This window comes from Arthrobacter sp. NicSoilB4, assembly GCF_019977335.1.
In the GTDB taxonomy this organism is placed as follows: Bacteria; Actinomycetota; Actinomycetes; order Actinomycetales; family Micrococcaceae; genus Arthrobacter.
The window spans coordinates 1567056-1589646 of the sequence record NZ_AP024653.1 but is presented as its reverse complement, the minus strand read 5'-3'; the positions used below and the strand labels follow the sequence as shown (position 1 = coordinate 1589646).

17 protein-coding genes are annotated in these 22591 nt (G+C 67.9%); 7 read left to right on the top strand and 10 right to left on the bottom strand.

Annotated elements, in window-relative coordinates:
* Positions 1–91 precede the first annotated feature (91 nt).
* Positions 92–313, top strand: coding sequence for a hypothetical protein (locus LDO13_RS07105; RefSeq protein ID WP_082492737.1), 222 nt, complete (start codon positions 92–94; stop codon positions 311–313).
* A gap of 156 nt (positions 314–469) precedes the next feature.
* Here the strand turns inward: LDO13_RS07105 and LDO13_RS07100 are convergent, their stop codons facing one another.
* The 4 genes from LDO13_RS07100 to LDO13_RS07085 all read right to left on the bottom strand — a co-directional run bounded on the left by LDO13_RS07100 (position 470) and on the right by LDO13_RS07085 (position 5845).
* Positions 470–1807 carry an RNA polymerase sigma factor gene (locus LDO13_RS07100; RefSeq protein WP_224049302.1) on the bottom strand — a complete coding sequence of 446 codons (1338 nt, stop codon included), beginning with the start codon at positions 1805–1807 and terminating at the stop codon, positions 470–472.
* A gap of 256 nt (positions 1808–2063) precedes the next feature.
* The gene (locus tag LDO13_RS07095) at positions 2064–3395 is read right to left on the bottom strand and encodes a DUF4192 family protein (RefSeq protein ID WP_224049301.1); all 1332 of its coding nucleotides are present in this window, start codon (positions 3393–3395) and stop codon (positions 2064–2066) included.
* 143 nt (positions 3396–3538) lie between these two features.
* Positions 3539–4870 (bottom strand): MFS transporter, encoded by a 1332-nt coding sequence (locus LDO13_RS07090; protein WP_224049300.1) that lies wholly within the window; start codon positions 4868–4870, stop codon positions 3539–3541.
* 36 nt (positions 4871–4906) lie between these two features.
* Entirely contained in the window at positions 4907–5845 is a 939-nt protein-coding gene (locus LDO13_RS07085) for a PAC2 family protein (RefSeq protein WP_224049299.1), read from the bottom strand.
* 306 nt (positions 5846–6151) lie between these two features.
* Here LDO13_RS07085 and LDO13_RS07080 point away from each other — a divergent pair, with 306 nt between their 5' ends.
* From LDO13_RS07080 to LDO13_RS07065, 4 genes are all read left to right on the top strand, one after another.
* On the top strand, positions 6152–7678 hold the full coding sequence (locus tag LDO13_RS07080; protein WP_224049711.1) for a leucyl aminopeptidase: 1527 nt from the start codon (positions 6152–6154) through the stop codon (positions 7676–7678).
* Between the two features lie 250 nt (positions 7679–7928).
* Complete coding sequence (gene lpdA, locus LDO13_RS07075) at positions 7929–9314, top strand: dihydrolipoyl dehydrogenase (RefSeq protein ID WP_224049298.1); 1386 nt, start codon at positions 7929–7931, stop codon at positions 9312–9314.
* A gap of 126 nt (positions 9315–9440) precedes the next feature.
* Positions 9441–11210 carry a 2-oxoglutarate dehydrogenase, E2 component, dihydrolipoamide succinyltransferase gene (sucB, locus tag LDO13_RS07070; RefSeq protein WP_224049297.1) on the top strand — a complete coding sequence of 590 codons (1770 nt, stop codon included), beginning with the start codon at positions 9441–9443 and terminating at the stop codon, positions 11208–11210.
* A 152-nt stretch (positions 11211–11362) separates the two neighbouring features.
* Entirely contained in the window at positions 11363–11713 is a 351-nt protein-coding gene (locus tag LDO13_RS07065) for a hypothetical protein (RefSeq protein ID WP_224049296.1), read from the top strand.
* An 88-nt stretch (positions 11714–11801) separates the two neighbouring features.
* Here the strand turns inward: LDO13_RS07065 and LDO13_RS07060 are convergent, their stop codons facing one another.
* A complete protein-coding gene (locus LDO13_RS07060) occupies positions 11802–12176 on the bottom strand; it encodes a VOC family protein (RefSeq protein ID WP_224049295.1) in 375 nt (124 codons plus the stop codon).
* A 163-nt stretch (positions 12177–12339) separates the two neighbouring features.
* Here LDO13_RS07060 and LDO13_RS07055 point away from each other — a divergent pair, with 163 nt between their 5' ends.
* Positions 12340–12768, top strand: a complete 429-nt coding sequence (locus LDO13_RS07055; protein ID WP_224049294.1) for an OsmC family protein — start codon at positions 12340–12342, stop codon at positions 12766–12768.
* A 93-nt stretch (positions 12769–12861) separates the two neighbouring features.
* Here the strand turns inward: LDO13_RS07055 and LDO13_RS07050 are convergent, their stop codons facing one another.
* Entirely contained in the window at positions 12862–16452 is a 3591-nt protein-coding gene (locus LDO13_RS07050; protein WP_224049293.1) for a S41 family peptidase, read from the bottom strand.
* A 74-nt stretch (positions 16453–16526) separates the two neighbouring features.
* Here LDO13_RS07050 and LDO13_RS07045 point away from each other — a divergent pair, with 74 nt between their 5' ends.
* The gene (locus LDO13_RS07045) at positions 16527–17429 is read left to right on the top strand and encodes a TIGR01777 family oxidoreductase (RefSeq protein WP_224049292.1); all 903 of its coding nucleotides are present in this window, start codon (positions 16527–16529) and stop codon (positions 17427–17429) included.
* A 16-nt stretch (positions 17430–17445) separates the two neighbouring features.
* On the opposite strand, the gene LDO13_RS07040 is transcribed toward LDO13_RS07045, so the two are convergent.
* Genes LDO13_RS07040 through LDO13_RS07025 form a run of 4 tightly spaced genes read right to left on the bottom strand, consistent with a single transcriptional unit; the run spans position 17446 to position 22565 of the window.
* Positions 17446–19278, bottom strand: coding sequence for a protein kinase (locus LDO13_RS07040; protein ID WP_224049291.1), 1833 nt, complete (start codon positions 19276–19278; stop codon positions 17446–17448).
* A gap of 54 nt (positions 19279–19332) precedes the next feature.
* The gene (locus tag LDO13_RS07035) at positions 19333–20670 is read right to left on the bottom strand and encodes a dipeptidase (RefSeq protein WP_224049290.1); all 1338 of its coding nucleotides are present in this window, start codon (positions 20668–20670) and stop codon (positions 19333–19335) included.
* A gap of 3 nt (positions 20671–20673) precedes the next feature.
* Positions 20674–21120 carry a hypothetical protein gene (locus LDO13_RS07030; protein WP_224049289.1) on the bottom strand — a complete coding sequence of 149 codons (447 nt, stop codon included), beginning with the start codon at positions 21118–21120 and terminating at the stop codon, positions 20674–20676.
* Positions 21117–22565: an APC family permease gene (locus LDO13_RS07025; RefSeq protein ID WP_224049288.1), complete on the bottom strand. Its 1449-nt coding sequence runs from the start codon at positions 22563–22565 to the stop codon at positions 21117–21119. Before LDO13_RS07025 ends, LDO13_RS07030 begins: the two co-directional genes overlap by 4 nt.
* Between the last annotated feature and the right edge of the window lie 26 nt (positions 22566–22591).

The window sequence follows — 22591 nt, the reverse complement described above, 5'->3', positions numbered from 1 at the left end:
ATACGCGCACAGCGAAAGTGGGCCATCCCAGCCATGGTTTGGCTGCGAATGCTGGTTATATAGGTATACCGATCTACCAAGGAGGCCGAACATGACAACAGCAGTTGCGGACCGCACACTCACCACCGTCGACCGGTGCGATCGTTGCGGAGCACAGGCGTATGTCCGGGTTGTTCTCGGCGCCTCCGGCGGTGAGCTTCTTTTCTGCGGCCACCATGCCCGTGCCGTCGAACCGACGCTCAGGCCGCTCAGTTCCGACTGGCACGACGAGACGGCTCGTCTTCACGAGAAGCCGCCGGTTCCGGTCGACTAGAGTCCGGTCCCTTAGACCCTACGAGAAAGAGCCCTTCCGATTCCGGAGGGGCTCTTTCCGCTTTAACTGGGCCTTTAACGAACAACGCGGGGTCACTTCCGGCCCGTCCTCTTCGGAGGATGGGCCGGAAGTGACCCCGCGTTGTTTGGTGCGCGCCTAGTCCAGGTAGTCCCGGAGGACCTGAGACCGCGACGGGTGCCGCAGCTTGGACATGGTCTTGGATTCGATCTGGCGGATCCGCTCACGGGTGACGCCGTAGACCTTGCCGATTTCGTCTAAAGTCTTCGGCTGTCCGTCGGTCAGCCCGAAGCGCATCGCGACCACACCGGCCTCGCGCTCGGAGAGGGTGTCCAGCACCGAGTGGAGCTGTTCCTGCAGCAGGGTGAAGCTCACGGCGTCGGCCGGGACCACGGCCTCGGAGTCCTCGATGAGGTCACCGAATTCCGAGTCGCCGTCCTCACCCAGCGGGGTGTGCAGGGAGATTGGCTCACGGCCGTACTTCTGGACCTCGACGACCTTCTCGGGCGTCATGTCCAGCTCGAGGGCCAGCTCTTCCGGGGTGGGTTCGCGACCGAGGTCCTGCAGCATCTGGCGCTGCACCCGGGCGAGCTTGTTGATGACTTCCACCATGTGCACCGGGATACGGATGGTGCGGGCCTGGTCGGCCATGGCTCGGGTGATGGCCTGCCGGATCCACCAGGTGGCGTAGGTGGAGAACTTGAAGCCCTTGGTGTAGTCGAACTTCTCGACAGCACGGATCAGGCCCAGGTTGCCTTCCTGAATCAGGTCCAGGAAGAGCATGCCGCGGCCCGTATAGCGCTTGGCCAGCGAGACCACGAGGCGGAGGTTGGCCTCCAGCAGGTGGTTCTTGGCACGCTTCCCGTCGTGGATGACGAATTCGAGCTCACGCTTGAGCTTGGGGTCCATGGACCCGTCGTCGGCCGCAATCTTTTCCTCGGCAAAGAGACCGGCCTCAATGCGCAGGGCGAGGTCGACTTCCTGCTCGGCGTTCAGCAGGGCGACCTTGCCGATCTGCTTCAGGTAGTCCTTGACCGGATCGGCGGTGGCGCCGGCGGACATGACCTGCTGCACCGGGGCGTCGTCGTCGTCGGCATCGGAGTAGACAAAGCCGGAGCCGGTGGCGGCTGTGGCGGCCTTGCCAGGGATCTCCTCGCCGTCTTCACCAATCTCAACGGCCTCGACGACGACATCGTCGAGGTCAACCTCGACATCGTCGTCGGCGTCGTCGTCACCGTTCGCGGCTTTGCCGGCGGCCTGAGCCGCGGCTTTAGCGCCGGGCTTGGGCCCGCGCTTCTTGGGTTCAGGCTTGGCGACTGCCGATGCGGTGTCGTCACCTTCGGCCAAGGCTGCGTCTTTGACAGCCTTGTTGGCTGCGCGCGTGGCAGCGCGCTTGGCGCTCGTCGCCGCCTTCTTCTCCTCAGGGGACAATACGGCCTGGTCGGCGGGTTCCTTCTTCGCGGAAGACGGGGTCACAGAAAACCTTTCTAGCGGCGGTCTGTGGAATCACCATACGGGCAACACCACTATGACCCTGTCAAGTCCGTGTTTTCCATCAGGTGCAATCACGACCAGCAGAGCCACTAAGTAGAACTCCTGGGGCGACCGTAATGTTCCCTGTTTCCAAGGTCGACTACAAGCACTTAATACACGGACCCAACCGGGTCTCGGCAACCATTGTCTCACGATTTTCAGAATCGACTCCGCTCGCCGCCCCCGCTACGGCTTTGCGTCAGGCCACATCCGGGTTGAACCGCTGCCAGGCCGTCTCCCTCCTGCCCGCCCAGCCGCAGAGCGTCCCGCGGCTTGCGAGCTCGTCCAGCAGTGCAGCCAGGCGGTAACCCGGGTGTTCCTCGCCCGCGCGGCTGAACAAAGCGTGGGCGTAGGACCCCTTGCCCCGGCACCACTCAATCCAGCCCCGCCCGGTCAGTGCGGCGGTTCCGGCCTCGCCGCCGGCCGTACCGAGCTGCTCAAGAATCCGCTCCAGGCTGGCCATCCGGTGCCAGTCGGGCACAGGTGGCGCCAGCCCCAGCAGTACTTGCCCGTAACCTGCCACTTCCGGCGGTGCCTGCTTCACAAACGCGCTGCCGCGCCCGGCTCCCCGGCGCCGCGGCTCCGCCGGCGGGAATCCGTCCAGCGGCGGCAACGGAACAGGCGCCGGCGTCCCCGGAACGGATTCCGGCAGCGAACCGCCCCGCCCTGCACCGGGCACCCCGGCGGCCGGTGCACCGGCGTCGAACACGCCGAACTCCTCGGCGCCGCGCTCGGCAGCTTCAGGCCCGGCAGCCGCCATTACCAGCACGGCGTCGCGCCAGGGCAGTAAGCACAGGGACGCCCGCAGGTAGCCGGTGAGCGCCGCCGGCAGTTTGGGCAGAGGGGAGGCCGCATCCAGGACCCGGGTCCAGACGTCCAGAACCTGGGCGAACTGCGCCTGGTCCCTCGCGCGGGCGGAGAACAGCTCCGCCCAGTCCCGCTGGGCCTCCAGCACCGCGGGATCCACTGGCGCCGCCGCCGTCAGGTCATCGGTGCCCGGGGCCGCCCCGACAGTACTGCCGCGGAACACCATCTCGGCGTTGAGCGGGCTGTTCCTGATCTCGTCCACGGGCCTTCCGGGCGGTGCGCAGCATGACGGGTCGAGGCAATAGGCGTTGCGCCAGTAGTCCGCGCCAACGAGCCAGGCGTCCCGGACCGGCATGCCGGCGGCGGCCAGCGCCGGCTCGAGCTCTGCCAGGAGTTCCGCCCAAGCCGTGCCGTCCGGGTCGGCGTCGGCGCCAGTGCCTATGCCCGTGCCGGAGTCGGTGAAGAAGGCGAGCAGCGAACCGTCCGCCTCGTCGTCGGCTTCCAGATAGGACACCACGGAACGGGCAAAGACTGCCGGCCCGGCGGATCCCGGGCCCCGAGGGCCATCGGGGTTCGGCAGGTCCACCCGCAGCGTGGCTCCGAGCCGTTTGCCCTGCATGGTCATGGCCACGAGGCTGCTGGCCGGCCAGTAACCTAGGGAATGCGGTATGAACCCGAGGATGTCCTCCGGGCCGGTGATTCTCAGGTGATCGGGAGCTGTCATAAAGCCAGCTTGGCTGGGCCGGCGGGCCGGGGTCAGGGGCACGTTGACCTATGTGGACAACGCCGGGAGAAACCGCCGAGGCAGGTTAATCCACGATCAAGGCCGTCCGCCGATCGGGATATCCACGATCGGGCCGCCCGCGATCAGGGCGTCCGGCGCCGCTCGGAGCTGAGCCGGCGCTGTTCCGCGAGGGCGGCCAGCAGGGGCGGCACCACGACGCCCTGGGCTGCCATCTGCCGCCGTACTTTCCGCCGGATGACCAGGATGGCTGCTGCCCCGCCTCCCAGCAGCAGGAACTGCACGCTCAGGGCGATCCGGAACGGATCGAGTCCGTACAGCTCGCCCCGGGAGAACCCCGTGGCGTAGAGGACATCCAGGACCAGTCCGATCAGATAGATGGAGATGAGGGCGGCGATGAAGCCGCCCACGTTCACGATTCCGGTGGCGGTGCCGATCCGGTGCGCCGGGTTGAAGGTGCGGGCAAAGTCGAAGCCGATCATGGAGCCGGGGCCGCCGACGGCGAGCACCACCACGAGCCCGGCCAGCAGCCACAGCGGCGAACGTCCCGGAATGATCAACACAGCCGCCCACGCCGCGGCAGTGGCGGCAGAGATCAGCAGCACCATGGTGGACCGCCGCAGGGGGTGCCGGGCGACGAAGCTGCCCATAAGCGGCCCGGCGGCGATGGCAGCGGCCACGTACAGCGTCATGAGCGCCGACACCGTTGGCGTGTCCAGGCCCTGCGCGGAGATCAGGAACGGATAGCCCCAGGTCATCGCGAACACTGTGCCGCTGAACTGGACGGTGAAGTGGCTCCACAGTCCCAGCCGGGTGCCGGGCTGGCGCCAGGCATGGGACAGCGAGACGCCGGTGGCGCGCAGCCCGCTGGAGGGTTCCGGTGCGGTGTGCCCGGGCGGCAGGTCCTGGAGCAGTACCAGCACCAGCACCAGGGCAAGGGCTGACATGGCCGCCAGCGTCAGGAAGGCCGGGGTCCAGCCGGCCAGATGGAGAATCATGGCGAACGGCACCACGGAGAAGAGCTGCCCGAGCTGGCCGGACATTCCGGTGAGCTGGGTGAGCAGCGGGACGCGGGCGGGGGCGAACCAGATGGGGAGCAGCCGGATCACGGAGATGAAGGTCATCGCGTCCCCTGCACCCACCAGCACCCGGCCCAGCACGCCGCCGGGGATGTTCTCGGCGAACGCCAGCTGGAGCTGCCCCAGCCCCATCAGCAGGGCGCCGCCGGCGATCATCGCCCGGGACCCGAAACGGTCCACGAGGATGCCGACCGGAATCTGCAAGGCGGCGTAGACGAGAAGCTGCAGGACTGTGAAAAAGGAAATTTCGGCCGCACTGGCCTGGAAGCGCTCCGTGGCCTCCAGACCCACCACACCGAAGGAGGTGCGCTGGCTCACGGCTACGAGATACGCGAAGACCCCGATGATCCAGATCAGCCAGGCACGCGGAGAAGTCACTCCCCCATTATGCCCAGCCGACGGAAAAAATAGTATTTATTCGCCGGGTTCTTTACGGGCCAGGTAGGCCTCGACGGCGGCGCCGAGGGCATCCGCATTGGGCAGCTGGTCGTTCTCGTCGGCGAGCAGGGAACGCCGCACGGTTCCTTCGGCGTTCTCGTCGTAACGGGTTTCGAGCCGTGAGACCACCTGCTGCACATCCTCCGACGCGTCAATCTGCTCCGCGATCTGGCGTCCGACCTCCCGGCCGGCTTCGCGGAGCCGGTCCGTGGGCAGCATCAGAGACGTGGCCGCACCAAGGTATTCGAGGCCGGCGACGGCGGCCGTCGGGTATTCGGCTTCGGCAAGGTAGTGCGGAACATGCATGACATAGCCGGCAACGTTGCGCCCGGCCTCCGTCAGCCGCAGCTCCAGGAGGTGGCCGACGGCGGCAGGCACCTCGACGGTGGGCTTCCAGACCGAGATGCCCTCGATGAGGTCCGGCCGGTTGCCGTGCACGGTCACGCCGACGGGGCGGGTGTGCGGCACGGGCATCGGGATCGAATGGATCCAGGTGACGAGGTTGACGTCCAGTTCCTCGATGATTCCGACGACGGCACGGGCAAACCGCTCCCATTGCAGGTCCGGTTCAAATCCGGCCAGGAGCAGGAACGGGCTGCCGAGCCCGTCGACCAACCGGTACAGTGCCAGGCGCGGCGCCTGGTAGTCCTGCAGGTGGTCCTCGACGAAGCTGATCTGCGGGCGGCGGGTGCGGTAGTCGATCAGCTGGTCGGCGTCGAACTCGGCCACCCTCACGGCGTCCGGGGTGTCCAGCAATTCGGCGGTGATCTGCCTGACGACGTGTCCTGCGTCGGCGAATCCTGTGAATCCCATAACGAGGTTCAGCCCGCGCAGCTCGGGGCTGTGGAACAGCGCGTCATCACGCAGGTAAAGCGCTTCGGGGTCCAGCAAGGAGCCGGAAATCCGTTCAATCACGGCATGTTCCTTTCGTCGTAGTCGGCGGGAGCGGCCGGAAGGGCCCTGAGGGCGGCGCCGCTGTTATCGGGTACAACACGCCGGACTGCGGGAGCATTCCTGATCGCGGTGTGCTCCAGCTCTCATTCAATTGAACACCCGCGCCGGGGAGAGACTACGATCGGAGCTGGCCCCATGACGGCTTGAAGACACCATAGTTCTTGTCCCGAATGGTCCGTCTCAAACCGGCAGTGGCCTACGTTCCATGGCAGGGCGCCGAACATGCAGTTCCTGCCGAAAATACTCAGAGAATTGAGGACTTTCCTCGTGGTCAAGAATACCGAAGTGAAACTCAGTGCAATCGCAGGGGATCTCAAGAAGTCCCCCAGCGACGCCCTCGTCATCGGCGTCGGGCAGGGCACGGACGGCCCCGTCCTGCTCAGCAATCCCCTGACGGCCAAGGCCGCCGAGGCCCTGGCGGAATCACTGAATGTTCTTGGCATCACCGGCGCAGCCGACCAGGCCCACCGTCTCCCGGGCCTGGCCGAAGCCGGGGCAAGTGTCCTGGTCCTCGCCGGCGTCGGCAAGGTGTCCGCCACGCGGCCGCTCACCGAAGAGGCCCTCCGCCGCGCTGCCGGCTCGGCCGTCCGCCAGCTGGCCGGCGTCAGCACCGTGGCACTGGCCCTTCCGACCTCGTCACTGGGCGATGTCGCCGCCGTCGCCGAAGGCGCGGCGATGGGTGCCTACTCGTTTACCGAGTACCGCTCCTCCAAGGACGGGATCAAAGACCCGGTGAAGAACGTCGTGATCGTCACCGACCTCGCCGCCGACAATGGCCTCAAGACGGTCCTGGACCGGGCCGCGCTGATCGGCAAGGCCGTGAACGCCACCCGCACCCTGGTTAACCAGCCACCGAGCCACCTCTACCCCGAATCCTTCGCGGAAGCAGCCAAGGAGCTGTCCAAGGGCCTGCCCGTAAAGGTGACCGTCTGGGACGAAAAGCGCCTGGAAAAGGAAGGCTTCGGCGGCATCCTCGGCGTCGGCAAGGGCTCCACCCGGCAGCCGCGCCTGGTCAAGGTCGAATACGCGCCGGCCAAAGCCACCGCCAAGATCGCCCTCGTGGGCAAGGGCATCACCTTCGACACCGGCGGCATCTCGCTCAAGCCGCACCTGGGCATGGGCGACATGAAGTCCGACATGGCGGGCGCCGCCGTCGTCCTCAACACCGTGCTGGCCCTCGCGGGCCTGGGCCTGCCCGTCAAGGCGACCGCCTGGCTGTGCATCGCCGAGAACATGCCGTCCGGCGCAGCCCAGCGCCCCGCCGACGTCATGACTATCTTCGGCGGCAAGACCGTCGAGGTCCTGAACACCGACGCCGAGGGCCGGCTGGTCATGGCCGACGGCATCGTCGCCGCGAGCCAGGAATTCCCGGACGCCATCATCGACGTCGCCACCCTGACCGGCGCGCAGCTGATCGCCCTCGGCGACCGCACCGCCGGCGTCATGGGATCGGACTCCGTCACGGGCCCGATCAAGGCCGCCGCCGACCGCGCCGGCGAGCTGGTCTGGCCGATGCCGCTGCCCGAGGAACTGCGCCCCAGCCTCGACTCGCAGGTCGCGGACCTCGCCAACATCGGCGAACGCCACGGCGGCATGATGACGGCAGCCGTCTTCCTGCGCGAATTCGTCGGCAAGGGCAAGGACGGCGAACAGATCCCCTGGGCCCACATCGACATCGCCGGCCCGTCCTTCAACAACGGCAGCCCCTACGGCTACAACCACAAGCAGGGCACCGGCTGCACCGTGCGCACGCTCGTGGCCTATGCCGAGGACATCATCGCCGCTTCCGCCTAGAAGCCGCCCTCCAGCCGTCCGCGCGGGTTTGGGGACGGGGTGATCCCCCGGCCACAAACCCGCGTGACACTGGACACAAGCGCTCCACAAACGCCACGGCAAGGTGGAGCATGTATTAGTGGTTCGCTAAGGTGAACTCCGGTAGTCACAAATGAAAGGGAACTGCCCTGCTGGCATAATCACGGCAAGGAAGTTCCAAGACCAGATGATGCGTACTCTCGTGTCATCGTTCACGCGAGGGAGCGTTTTAGTGGCCGATCAGGCAACTGCGCAAGAATTCGACATCCTGGTACTCGGCGGCGGCAGCGGCGGCTACGCCACTGCGCTGCGTGCCGTTCAGCTCGGCCTCACCGTCGGCCTGATCGAAAAGGGCAAACTCGGCGGTACGTGCCTGCACAACGGCTGTATCCCCACGAAGGCCCTGCTGCACTCTGCAGAACTGGCCGACCACGCCCGTGACTCGGCGAAGTACGGTGTCAACGTCACCCTCGACAGCATCGACATCACCGCTGTCAACGCCTACAAAGACGGCATTATCGCCGGCAAGTTCAAGGGCCTGCAGGGCCTCATCAAGGGCAAAAAGGGCATCACCGTCATCGAGGGCGAAGGCAAGCTCCAGGGCGCCGACACCATCGTTGTCAACGGCACCGCATACAAGGGCAAAAACATTGTCCTCGCGACCGGCTCCTACTCCCGCACCCTGCCGGGCCTGGAAATCGGGGGCAAGGTCATCACCTCCGACGAAGCCCTCACGATGGACTTCATCCCCAAGAGCGCGATCATCCTCGGCGGCGGCGTCATCGGCGTCGAATTCGCCTCCGTCTGGAAGTCCTTCGGCGTCGACGTGACCGTCATCGAGGGCCTGCCGTCGCTGGTCCCGAACGAGGACGCCACGATCGTCAAGGCCTTTGAGCGTGCCTTCAAGAAGCGCGGCATCAAGTTCTCCACCGGCACCTTCTTCCAGGGCGTCGAGCAGAACGCCGACGGCGTCAAGGTCACCCTCGTGGACGGCAAGACGTTCGAGGCCGATCTCCTCCTGGTCGCCGTCGGCCGCGGCCCGGTCACGGCCAACCTCGGCTATGAAGAGGCCGGCCTGACCATTGACCGCGGCTTCGTCATCACGAATGAGCGCCTGCACACCGGCGTGGGCAACGTCTACGCCGTGGGCGACATCGTCCCCGGCGTCCAGCTCGCGCACCGCGGCTACCAGCAGGGCATCTTCGTCGCCGAAGAAATCGCCGGCCTCAAGCCCGTCATCGTCGAGGACGTCAACATCCCCAAGGTCACCTACTCCGAGCCCGAAATCGCCACGGTGGGCTACACGGAGAAGGCCGCCAAGGCCAAGTTCGGTGACGACCAGATCCAGACCCAGGAATACAACCTCGCCGGCAACGGCAAGAGTTCCATCCTGGGCACGTCCGGCCTGGTCAAGCTGGTCCGCCAGAAGGACGGCCCCGTCGTCGGCGTCCACATGATCGGCGCCCGCATGGGCGAGCAGATCGGCGAAGCCCAGCTGATCGTGAACTGGGAAGCATACCCGGAGGACGTGGCCCAGCTGGTCCACGCACACCCGACCCAGAACGAGTCCCTGGGCGAGGCGCACCTGGCCCTGGCCGGCAAGCCCCTTCACGGCTAGCAGTTCCGCCCGCACCACCGCAAGACCATTGTGCTTAGTGCACCCGGCAGGAAATACCGGGTGCACTAAGCTCAACCAAGGCAGCAATCATCCGCACTAAAGATCAATAAGGAGAACGGGGACGACATGTCTGAATCCGTTAACTTGCCCGCCCTCGGTGAGAGTGTCACCGAAGGAACCGTCACCCGCTGGCTCAAGCAGGTAGGTGACCGGGTAGAAGTGGACGAGCCGCTGCTCGAGGTTTCCACCGACAAAGTAGACACCGAGATCCCCTCTCCGATCGCTGGCGTGATCGAGGAAATCCTCGTCGCCGAAGACGAGACCGCTGAAGTTGGCGCACCGCTCGTGCGCATCGGCGACGGTTCCGGCTCCGGAGCGGCTGCCGCCCCGGCCGCCGAAGAGGCGCCCGCCGAAGAGACGGCCGCCGAAGAGGCTCCCGCCGAGGAAGTGCCGGCCGCTGAGGCACCTGCCGAGGAAGCCGAAGCCCCGGCTGCCGAGGAAGCGCCCGCCGCCGAGGCTGCCGCTCCCGCCGGCGAAGGCCACGAAGTCACGCTCCCCGCCCTGGGCGAGAGCGTCACTGAAGGCACCGTCACCCGCTGGCTCAAGAGCATCGGCGACACCGTCGAGGTCGACGAACCGTTGCTTGAGGTCTCCACCGACAAGGTCGACACCGAAATCCCGTCCCCTGTCGCCGGCACCCTGCAGGAAATCCGCGTCGCCGAGGACGAAACGGCCGAGGTCGGCTCAGTCCTCGCTGTCATCGGTTCCGGCGCTGCCGCCCCCGCCGCGGCACCGTCCCCAGAAGCTCCGAAGGAAGCAGCAGCGCCGAAGGCAGAAGCCGCTCCGAAGGAAGAAGCCCCCAAGCAGGAGGCTGCTCCCGCTGAAGCCCCCAAGCAGGAGGCACCGAAGCAGGAAGCCCCCGCCGCACCGGCGAAGGAGGCGGCCCCGGCCGCTGCTGCCGCCGAGTCCGGCTACGTCACGCCGCTGGTCCGCAAGCTCGCGAACCAGCAGGGCGTGGACATTTCCTCCCTGGCCGGCACCGGCGTCGGCGGCCGCATCCGCAAGCAGGACGTACTGGCAGCAGCAGAAGCCAAGGCAGCCCCGGCTCCCGCGGCCGCCGCACCGGCAGCTTCCGCTGCTCCCGCCGCGCGTCCGTCCGCTGATCTCTCCTCGCTGCGCGGCACCGTGCAGAAGGCCCCGCGGATCCGCCAGGTCATTGCCCGCCGCATGCGCGAATCGCTGGACATCTCCACGCAACTGACCCAGGTGCACGAGGTGGACATGACCAAGGTCGCCAAGCTGCGCGCCAAGGCCAAGAACTCCTTCCAGGCCCAGAACGGCTCCAAGCTGACTTTCCTGCCCTTCATCGCCAAGGCTGTAGCCGAGGCCCTGAAGCAGCACCCGAAGGTGAACGCCTCCTACGACGAGGACAAGCAGGAGATCACCTACCACAACGCCGAGCACCTGGCGATTGCGGTGGACACGGACAAGGGCCTGCTGGTCCCGGTCATCGCCGACGCCGGCAACCTGAACCTTGCCGGCCTGGCCGGCAAGATCGCCGACGTCGCCGGCCGCACCCGCGACGGCAAGATCGGGCCGGACGAGCTCTCCGGCGGAACCTTCAGCATCACCAACATCGGTTCCGTGGGCGCCCTCTTCGACACCCCGATCATCAACCAGCCGCAGGTGGCCATCCTGGGCACCGGCGCGATCGTCAAGCGCGCCGTGGTGGTCGCCGATGAGAACGGCGACGACTCGATCGCGATCCGTTCGATGATGTACCTCTCCCTGACGTACGACCACCGCCTGGTGGACGGCGCCGACGCGGGACGCTTCCTGCAGACGCTGAAGGCACGCCTTGAGGAAGGCGCCTTCGAAGCCGACCTCGGGCTCTAGGTCCAAGAAGCACAGCAGCGGCGACGGCGGTGCGGGCGCGGGTGGGAAACCACCGGAGTGCCCGCGCCGCCGTCGCTGTTTTTGCTGTGCCATTGTGAACCGCACCGCGGGTCCTACTACGGTGCGTAGAAGACTCTGGCTACACTGATGCCATGAACATCGTTTATAACGTCATGGTCTTCCTGCACATCATCGGCGCCGCCATGATCGTCGGCATCTGGATCGGCCAGATGAAGAAGCCCACCGTCCACCCCCGCCAGTTCGACGGCGCTGCCCTGCAGCTCATCACCGGCATCGTCATGATGGGCCTGATCCCGGCCCTTGACATGAACGCCAACTACGCCAAGCTCGGCATCAAGTTCGCGATCGCCCTGGTGGTCTTCGTGCTGGCGTTCATCGGCCGCCGCAAGTACAAGAAGGACGAGCCGATCAGCAAGGGCCTCGCCCACAGCGTCGGCGGCCTGGCATTGCTGAACGTGGCCATCGCCACCCTCTGGCAGTAGTCCCCCGGAAGAGACGACGACGGCGACGCACCCCGCGCGGGTGCGTCGCCGTCGTCGTTAAGCCGGTTCACAGCCCGGCCTCAAAGGCTCAGTCGCCGGCGATGCAGAATTCGTTGCCTTCGGGATCCTGCATTACGTCCCAGTGGAAATCGCCGATGTCGTTGCCTTCCACGAAGTCTGCCCCGAGGGACTCGGCGAGGGCCCGCAGCGCCGCAGGATCGGGCCCGTGGATGTCCAGGTGCAGGCGGCGTCTTCCCTCTGTGGGCTGCTCGACCTGCTGGAAGGCCAGCTGCGGCGCTCCGGGGCCGGCGGACTGGAGCCAGACGAACTGATCGAACCGCGAGGACACCACGGTGCCCAGCAGCGCCGCCCAGAATTCTGCCAGCCGCTCGGCGTCCACGGCGTTGACCATGATCGTGGCGATGCGCGCCGCGGGCGGCGCACCGGGTCCAGTGATTTCCATGTCGACACTGTACCGATGGCCCTTTGCCGGCGGGGCCGTAGACGGGTCACAATCCACTGACAGCGGAACCCCCGTGCGCCGGCCCGGCTGAATCCCTAGGATGGGACACGGCACGACCGGCGCACGCGCCGGATCACGCATTGAACTATGACGAGGAGTGGACATGGCAACAACACGCACCGCACACACCGTATGGAACGGCGACCTGATGTCAGGCGCCGGCAACACCACCCTGGACAGCTCCGGACTGGGCAACTTCGACGTCACCTGGAAGGCACGCGCTGAAGCGGCCGAAGGCAAGACCAGCCCCGAGGAACTCATCGCCGCCGCGCACTCGGCTTGTTTTTCGATGGCTTTCAGCCACGCCCTGGCCGGCGCGGGCCACACGCCCGAGGAAGTCCAGACCAAGGCGGACGTCACGTTCGTTCCCGGGACCGGCATCTCGGACAGCCACCTGACCGTCAGCGCCCGTATTCCGGGCATCTCCGAGGACGAATTCCAGCGCCTCGCCGAGGAAGCCAAAGTGGGCTGCCCGGTCTCGGCCGCCCTCACGGGCATCAAGATCACCCTGGACGCCACGCTGGTTTCCTAGCACCTGCCGTTAAACGGCGAAGGCCCCCGCTCCCTGCTGTTCAGGGAACGGGGGCCTTCGCCGTTGGCGGTTGCGCCCGCCGGGCGCCGCAGGCTAGCTGCCCTGGCCGCGGGCCGGCAGCGGGGCAGGCCGGACGAGGCGGTATCCCTCGCGCAGCGGCGGCCGGTCGGTGGGCAGCTCCTGGATCATTTCCTTGAGCGCGCCGATGCCGTATTCCAGCTGCGGGTCCGTGCCGGCGGCGTAGGCGTGCGGCGGGAAGGTCACTTCGATATCGGGCGCGACGCCGAAGTTCTCGACCCCCCAGCCCACACCGCCGGAGAACCACGTGGCGTAACGCGGCTGGGTGACCCCGGTCCCGTCGGCCAGGGCGAAGCGGTTGTCGATGCCGACGACGCCGCCCCAGGTCCGGGTGCCGATGACCGGGCCGATCCCCCGCAGCTTGGAGACCTGGGTGATGATGTCGCCGTCGGAACCGGCGAATTCGTCGGTCAGGATGATGACGGGCCCGCGCGGAGCGTGGTGCGGGTAAGTCCGTGGCTTCTCCCCGCGCGGCATGCTCCAGCCGGTGACCTTGCGCCCGATGAGTTCGGCGACAAGCTGGGAGGTGTGTCCTCCCCGGTTGCGGCGGACGTCGACGATCAGCCCGTCGAGGGCCGTTTCGGTGTCGAGGTCGCGGTGCAGCTGGGCCCAGCCGTTCGCCATCATGTCCGGAACGTGCAGGTAGCCGAAAGTCCCCTGGGACGCCTGCCGGACAGTCCTGCGGTTGGCGGACACCCATTCCTGGTACCGCAGCCGCTCCTCGTCCTTGACCGGGACCACGGCCACGCGGCGCTGCCGCCCTGCCTGGCTTCCGTGGCCGGCACCGTTGCGCAGGGTGAGCTCCACAGCGCGTCCCGCGGCGCCAACCAGCTGCATGGCCGGGGTGCGCTCTTCGGTGAGCTCGACGCCGTCGATCGCCAGCAGCACGTCGCCGGGCTTCGCGTCAGCGCCAGGCCGAGTCAGCGGCGAGGTGGCGAGCGGGTCGGAGGACTCCCCCGCGAGGATCCGGGTGATCTCCCAGCCCTCACCGGTGAACACTAGGTCAGCACCCAGGCGGCCCTGGCCGTTGCTGCCGTTCTCGGTGACGGCGGCAGGACGGACATAGGCGTGGGATGTGCCCAATTCACCGTGGAGCTCCCACAGCAGGTCCACGAGGTCGTCGTGCGAGCCGAGCCGGTCCACGATGGGACGGTAGCGGGCGTGCACCGAGTCCCAGTCCTGCCCGGCCATGTCTTCCGTCCAGAAGAAGTCGCGCTGGAGCCGCCAGGCCTCATCGAAGGCCTGGCCCCAGACGCTGAGCGGATCCAGCTGCACGCGGATGCGGCTGAGGTCCACCTTGACCAGCTGGCCGGACTCCTCGTCCGCCTTGGCGTTGGCGGGCGAGACGCGGATCTGCTTGTCCTGAAGGACCACGACCTTCCCGCCGTCACCGGAGAGCCGGTAGCTGTCCAGTGCGTCCACGATGGTGGTGGTTTTGCGCCGGGCGAGGTCGAAGCGGACGAGGCAGGGTGCCGCGTTCTTGTCCTCGAGGCTGGCGCGGCCTTCGCCGGTGACACCGGACAGTTCGCTGTCGAGCCAGAGCAGCGCCCCGGCAGCGGCGGTGAGGTGGGAGTAGTTCCCCTGCGGCACCGGCACGCTGATGACGCGGTGGGCCAGGCCCTCGGCGTCGACCCGAACCACCGGAACCTGCTCGGCGTCGGACTTCTCCGCCGGCGTCCCGGCTCCGTCTTCCAGCACGGCTTCGAGCAGGTCAACGCTCGGGCCGAAGGGCGACGGCGTGTCCGCGGCGAGGGCAACGAGGTAGGGCTTGATCGGGCTGGGGAAGGACAGGTCGAAGGAGTGTCCGTCGTAGACCGGGTCGAAGCTGCGGTTGGAGAGGAACGCAAGGAACTTGCCGTCGGGGGTGAACGACGGCGATTCGTCGCGGAAGCGTCCGTCGGTGACCTCGACTATGGTGCGCGTCCCCTCCGGTGCGATGCCGGCGTCGTCCACACGGGTGATGCGCAGCCGGCTGCGGGAGCCGAAGGACGTGACCGGCTCGGACCAGCCCAGCCACGCCGAGTCCGGGGACCAGCTGAAGCCTTCGATGCTGCCCTCGCCAATGCTGCTCACGAGGGACAGGGTGCCGGTGCGCGTGTCGGCGAGGTAGATGTCGCCGAAGGCCGTGCCGACGGCGAGCCAGTTCCCGTCCGGGCTGGCCTCGATGGCGCTGGCCCGGGTGGGCTTGGGGAAATCGATCCTGGTGGCCTGGCCTGATTGGCGTGACTGTCCCTGCGTACCGGAGTTGCCTTCCGCCGGGCCGGCAGTGCCAGCTGTGTTGTCGGTGTTGGCGGCGCCGGCGGTGACGGCAGTGTCGGTGGGGTGGCTGTCCGGTCCGTCCGCCACTGCCGCCGGGACCGCGGCCACGGCATCCGGCCGGGTCAGGGCTGCGGCCGAAACGGGCCTCGGCAGGGGCGTGCCGGCGTCGGAATCCTGCGGCGGCGTGGCGGCCCGCTGTTCGGGACCGGCCTGCTGCCCGCCGGACTTCTTGCCGGCGCCTGCGTTCCCGAAATCGGGGTTTCCGGCGATCGCCCTCAGGTACAGGGCCTCGACGCCGTCGTGATCGGCCACATAGGCGATCCGTCCCTCGCCAAAGGGGCGGGGCAGTCGGGCACGGACGCCCGGTGTGGCTTCCAGGACGCGGGAAGGCCCGTCCTTATGCCGCAGCCAGTGCAGCGTGCCGTGGGACTCCACGGCACTGGAGCCGCCGGTGCGGTCCGGAACTACGTCGCCCAGGTGCCGTGAGGCCTTCAGCGGCGCCCCGCGGCGGGCCTGGGAGGCTGACCCCAGGGAAATCTCGAGCTTGACGGCGTCCGAGCCGAGGTCCGGCAGCAGCCACAGCTCGCCGGCCGACTCGAAGATGACGCGCTGGCCGTCGGTGGCGGCGTGGCGGACGTAGAAGTCCTCGTGGTCTGTGTGGCGGCGCAGATCAGAGCCGTTGGGCAGCACGGAGTAGAGGTTGCCGTAGCCCTCGTGGTCGGAGAGGAAGGCGATCCGTCCGTCGACCCACATCGGGTCGGTCAGGTTGCCGTCCAAGTCGGCGGCGAGGCGTTCGAATTCGCCGTTTCCGTCGCCATCGATCCACAGCTTGCCGGCCGTGCCGCCCCGGTAGCGCTTCCACCATGCGGGTTCGCGGGAGAGCACGCTGGCCAGGACCACGGGGCGTTCGTCGCCGACAACCGGCCCGAAAGCCACGGATTCCACCGGGCCGAATGGGAGTTCAGCGGCCCAGCCGCCCGTGACGGGCAGGCTGTAGGCGTGGGTGAGGCGGCTGTCGGCCTGGCGGAAGGCGCTCGTGACCAGGACGTCGCCGTCGGGCGTGAAGCCCTTGACCTTCGTGGATGCGTGGCCGAAGTAGCTCAGCTGACGGTAGCCGCCGCCGTCGACGTCCGCGGTGACCACCTCCGGAGCCGTTCCTTGAACGACCGTCCACACCAGCTTCTTGCCGTCCGGGGTGAAACGTGGGTTCCGGGCGGGCAGTTGTAGCGAAGACACGCGCCAGGCGCGGCCCCCGCCCAGGGGCGCGATCCAGACGTCGTCTTCGGCCACGAAAGTGACCAGATCGCCGTGCAGATGCGGGAAACGGAAGTAGCGCGAAGAAGTCATCGTCCGATCATAGTCAAGACCGGCGCTCCCGCCCGGGAGGTGTCCCCGCCGTGCCGGGCATGGTGAGATGGATCATGCGAATCATTGTTGCCGGGGCCTCGGGGCTGCTCGGAGCCGCCATTTCCAGCACCCTGCGCAGTGCAGGACACGACGTCGGCGCACTGGTCAGGCGGCCTCCCGCCGCACCCGGCGAGTTCCAGTGGAATCCCGCGGAGGGCCACATCGACGACGCGGCGCTGAAGGGAGCGGACGCCGTCATCAACCTCTCCGGCGCCGGCATCGGCGACCGGCCGTGGACCCGGGCCCGGATCAACGAACTGCGCAGCTCCCGGCTGGCGGCGACTGGAACCCTGACGGCGGCGATGGGCCGGCTGGACACTCCGCCGGCGGTTTTCCTGAGCCAGTCCGCGTCCGGCTACTACGGCAGCGCCGGTCCCGCGGTGCTCCGCGAAAATGCCCCTCCCGGCAGCGGTGTGCTCGCCCGGATCTGCGTCGACTGGGAGGAGGCTGCGCACGAGGCCCCTGCCGGCGTCCGGGTGGTCACTCCCCGCACCGGTGTCGTGCTGAGCCGTTCAGGGGGCGCATTGGGACGGCTGATGCCGCTGTTGCGCCTCGGTGTGGGCGGACCGCTGGGCAACGGCCGGCAATACTGGCCGTGGATCACGCTGCCCGACGTAGCCGGCGCCTTCGCGTTCCTGCTCGGCAGCCAGCTGAAGGGCCCCGTGAATGTCTGCGCCCCGGAAAGCGCGGACGTGAACTCGCTGATCGCGCAGCTGGCCGGCGCCGTGCACCGCCCGGCCGTGTTCCGCGTCCCCGCGCCCGTGCTGCGCCTGGTGATGGGCCAGCTCGCCGATGAACTGCTGCTCGCCAGCCAGCGGATGGAGCCGGCTGCGCTGAGCGGGGCCGGCTTCGAATGGCAGCACCCGTCCCTCGCGCAGGCCACCGCGTGGGTGGCGGAACCAGGTCCCAAGGCCTGAGGATTCCCGCCTGCCGTCAGCCGGCCGCATCGGGGGTTCCGGCATCGGCGGCTGGCGTTCTGGCGTCGGCGTCGGCGTCGGCGGGAAGGACATCCTGGATCCGCCAGCGGCCCTCGACCGATGCGAGCACCAGCCGCAGCCGCTGTTCCGGCGCGGCAGCGGTCTCGGCCACAACCACCCCGGCGTCGTTCCGCTCCTGGTAAGCGGACGTGCCGACGGCGACGGCCACCACGGCCCGGGGACCGCTGCGGTCCCCCGTGGCCGCCACCTGGGTCAGCAGCGTGGTGAATCCGGCCAGCACCCGTCCGGACCCCGTCAAGCTGGCGCTGATCCGGGCGTCCGCCTCAGCCGCGGTCGATGCCGGAACGTTGACCTGATCCAGCAGCCCGAAGTCCCCCGTGCTGAAAGCCAGGGAGCGGAGCCACGCCAGCCCGCGGACCGCGTCCTCGGGGTTTGGCGAGTCAAGCTGGGCCCGCACCTCGGGCGGAACGGCTGCCGAATCCATGGCAGGCGCCACCGGGTCCGGGACGGTCGGCGCGGGCTCCCTGGCAGCCTCAACATCCTTGACGGTGAAGCCCTGGAACGCCGGGAATGCCGGGGATCCGGCGATTCCCCACCCGGCAACGAGGACACCGAAGAGGAGACCAAGGACGGCCAGGCCCACGGCTGCGGTCCGGAATCCGCGGATCGATGGATTCCGGCGGGCGGAGCGAGGACGGGCGGCACCGGAGCGGGCGGCATCCGGGCGGGCGGCATCCGGGCGGGCAAGGTCGGAGGCTGGGCCCAAGCGGGCAGAGTGGCGAGCGCTGGCGCTCCGGGAGCGTCTGCCTGCACCGGGCTGCCCTCCCGGCGGAAGCGGCCGGGCCGAGCGGTGTTTGTGGAATTGCCGCGGAATGTCCCTGAGCTGTTGGACCCGCCGCTCCCGCGCCGTGGCCGGAAGGGAGCGCCGCGTCAGCAGCTGCGGGATGACCGTCGGGTGGACCGACACCGAGAGGTCCACGGGAGCTGCCACTGCGCTGCGATGAACGGCGGCCGCCATCTCGGCTGCAGAGGGCCGCAGCCTGCGGTCCTCATGAAGCCCGGACTCCAGCGCTGCGGCCAGCTCCGCCGGAACTCCTGGAACCAGCAGCGGCAGCGGCGGCCGCTGCGCGCCTGCCTCGGGAGCCCTTCCGGTCAGGCAGTACCAGCCGAGCGCCGCGAGTGAATACACGTCACGCTCCGGTTGCAGGCCTGCCCGGACCGCGTCCACCGGCGCGGGATCGCGGAAGCCCTCGGTCCCGGCGTCGGCCACGGCTGCGGAGTCGGCCACCATGCGGGCCACGCCCAGATCGGCCAGCAGCGGCTTGCCGTGCGCGGTGAACAGCACATTGCCGGGTGAGACGTCACCGTGAGTGAAGCCCTGGCCATGCAGGTATGCGAGGGCCTGGGCGATCGGTGTCAGCACCGTCACCGTCTCCCCCGGCCCCAGGCTCCCCCGACCGGCAACGAGTTGCCCCACTGAGCCGCCCGCCGCGTAGTCCATGACGAGCCCGACTGCCTCGCCCCAGTCGGCGTCGCCGTCGCCCGAACGACGCATCCGGCCTCCCCGCAGGCGAACCACCGCGTGCGCACGCACCAGGTGCTCATGATCCAGGACGGACAGGATCCTCACCTCGCGCCGGATGGCTTCCTCCGCGCCGCCCCGGTCCGGGCCATCGCCGGCGGGGAAACACTTCAGCGCGAACTCGTTGCCGCCCGCCTGTTCGGTCACCAGCCACACAGTGGCGCTGCCGCCGCTCCCCAGGCAGCGGCCGACGTCGTACCCGGGCACCTCGGGCGCCCCGTCGCTGGTCCACGCATAATCTTCCATAACCAAGGAATAGCGGATCCGCGGAAATCCCGCAGAAGTTATCCACAGGTTCCGTCAGGCGGCGTAGCCCTTGAGGAACAGCGCCAAGGACAAGGCCATGGCCTGGATCTCGTTAGGATCGACGCTCTCGTTTGGTGCGTGGATGAGTGCCAGCGGTTCCTCGACCCCCATCAGGATGATCTCCGCGTCCGGATAGGTTTCGGCGAACACATTGCAGAGCGGGATCGATCCGCCCTGGCCCAACGTAGTCATCGGCCGTCCGTAGGCCTCCAGCATCGCGGCAGCCAGGGCTTCGAATGCCGGCCCGCCGACTGCCGCCCGGAAGGGGGAACCGATGGCTTCCAGATCCACCGTCACGTGGACGCCCCAGGGTGCGGCGGCACGGAGCTGTTCGGCCAGCGCTGTGTGGGCGTCGGCGGCGGCCATGCCGGGCGGGACCCGCAGGTTGAGGCGCGCGGAGGTCCGCGGCACGATCGACGCCGAGGAGCCCGTCACCGGCGGGCAGTCAATGCCGAGCACGGTGACGGCGGGCCGCGCCCAGAGCATGTCGGACACAGTGCCGTCCCCCAGCAATGAGACGCCCTCGAGCACACCGGCGTCGGCGCGGAACTGCTCGGGCGGATAGGGCGCGCCGGCCCACGTCTGGGTGGTGTCCAGGCCCGTGATCGTGGTGTTGCCTTGTCTGTCGCGCAGTGTTGCCAGCATCGAGATCAGCGCTGCCAGCGCGTCGGGGGCTGCACCGCCAAACATGCCGGAATGGAGTTCGGATGCCATCGCTTCCACGGTCACCACGACGTTGACCATGCCGCGCAAGGTCACGGTCGCCGCGGGGTGTCCCACTGCGGCGTTGCCGGTGTCGCAGACCAGGATGGTGTCCGCCCGGAGCAGGTCACGGTGGCTCGCGACGAACGCCTCAAGCCCCCCCGTGCCCTGTTCCTCCGACCCCTCGACCACCAGCTTCAGGTTCACCGGCACGTCGTTGCCGAGCGCTCTGAGTGCGAGCAGATGCGCAAGGATGTTGCCCTTGCAGTCGGCCGCGCCCCGGCCGTACCAGCGGCCGTCCACTTCAGTGAGTTCGAAGGGCGGGGTCCGCCATGCCGAATCATCGAGGGGTGGCTGCACGTCGTAGTGCGCATAGAGGAGCACGGTGGGCGCGTCCGGCTCGGGTCCCGGCCTCGAACCGACTACCGCGTCGGAGCCGTCGGGGGTCCGCGCGAGGTGGGCGTCGGAAAATCCAAGCGCAGCGAATTTGTCTAGCACCCACTGCGCAGCTTTGGCGCACTCCTCCGGGGGAAACTGCCGCGGGTCCGCCACCGACCGGATGGCCACAAATTCGGCGAGCTCTCCCTGCGCCGGACGCATCAGATCGGCAATGCGGGAGCGCAAGTCCACGGCTCACCCACCGCCCGACTTGTAGGTATTAAGGCCGTCGATGAACTGCTGGAAGTCAGCCAGCTTGTCCGGGCAGTAGATCTTGATAATCGCCAGCTCGCCCTTGGCGACCCGCTCGGGCGCGATCACCGGCCTGTTTCCGGGCCCGGTTGCGCCGTTTGTCAGCTGGCTGTGGAAGGTGGCCCGGCTCAGCGCGTCGTTCGGGTTCGCGCAGACCGCGCCACCGTCGTCGCCAAGCACCCGGGCTATCTGTTCGCGCGATGGGGCCGTTCCCCCGGCGGCATTGATCTCCGCGATCAGCTGGTCGGCCTTCGCCAGGGACTGCTGGGTCTCCCTAGCCGACCTGAAGTTCAGCAGGGCGACAACGGCGAATATCACGAGCAAGATCATGGAGACGATGTAAATGACCGAGCGGCCCCGCTTGGTTGAGGACTCCATATGGGTGCTCATGACTCCGGCACCTCCGTCTGCGCCCCTTGTTCAGGCAGCTTCCAAGACGGCTTACGGAACTTGTAGAAGAGGAACGGCACGAGCAGGCCGAGCCCCAGTGCGCCGCCGCCGACGATCAGGAAATAGACAATCGGATCGCCGTTGCCGAATTGCGACGGCGGGACGAACCCGACGAGCAGCGCGGCCAGGGATGCGGCGAACCCGACGCCGCACAGCCCGATCAGCATAGGCGCCCGGTAGCCACGGGGATGGTCCGGGTCATTGCGGCGCAGCCGGACCGCGGCGACGAACATCAGCAGGTACATGATCAGGTAGACCTGCGTGGTGATTACCGAGAATATCCAGTACGCGCTGGAGACATCCGGGATCAGCGCGTAGCCGAGCGCGATCACGGTGGTGACGAGCCCTTGGACCACCAGGAGGTTCTGCTGAATGCCGTTCTTGTTCAGCTTTTGCAGGAACGGCGGGAGGTAACCTTCCTCACGCGAGATCAGCAGCAGGCCCTTGGACGGACCCGCCAGCCAGGTCAGCATGCCGCCGAGGGAGGCGGCGACCAGCATGATTCCAAGTATCGGCGTGAGGCCTTGCAGGCTGAAGGACGCCAGCACGGCGTCGAAGGCCTGCATGACGCCGGCGGTGAGGGAGAGCTCCTCGGCCGGGACGATCCAGCTGATCGCCAGCGCCGGAAGGATGAAGATCAGGAGTACGAGTCCCATGGCCAGGAACATCGACTTCGGGTACTCCTTGGCCGGGTCCTTCAGCGAGGACACGTGCACGGCATTCATCTCCATGCCGCTGTAGGACAGGAAATTGTTCACGATCAGCACCAGGCTCGCCAGCCCGGCCCACTCGGGAAGGAAGTTGGCCGCGGTCATCGGGGCGGCCGACTCGTTGCCCTGGCCGAGGAACATGACGCCCAGGAAAACGAGTAGCGCGCCCGGGATCAGGGTCCCAATGATCAAGCCACCGCTGGCCAGGCCCGCTACACCCTTCGTGCCCCGGGATGAGACGTACACGCCCGCCCAATAGAACACCACAATCACCAACGCGGTCCAGACGCCGTTGCTGGCCAGCTCCGGGTTGAACACGTAGGCGAGCGTGCTCGCGACGAACCCCAGCAGGGTCGGATAGTAGAAAATGGTCATCGCGAACTGGCACCAAACCGCCAGGAAACCCATGGGCTTGGAAATGCCCGTCGCGACCCACTTGTAAATACCGCCCTTCCATCCGGACGCCAGCTCGGCGGACACGAGGGAGGTGGGCAGCAGGAAGACGATCGCGGGAACCACATAGAGGAAGACTGAAGCGAGGCCGTAGACGGCCATGGTCGGGGCGGCCCGCAGGCTGGCCACGGAACTCGTGGTCATCAGGGCCAAGGCAATCCAGGAGATCCAAACGGCCGTGGGCACCTTCGGGCGGGCCATGGTCTGATCGGCGCTGCTCACGGCAGCCAGATCCCAAAGTGCGACGG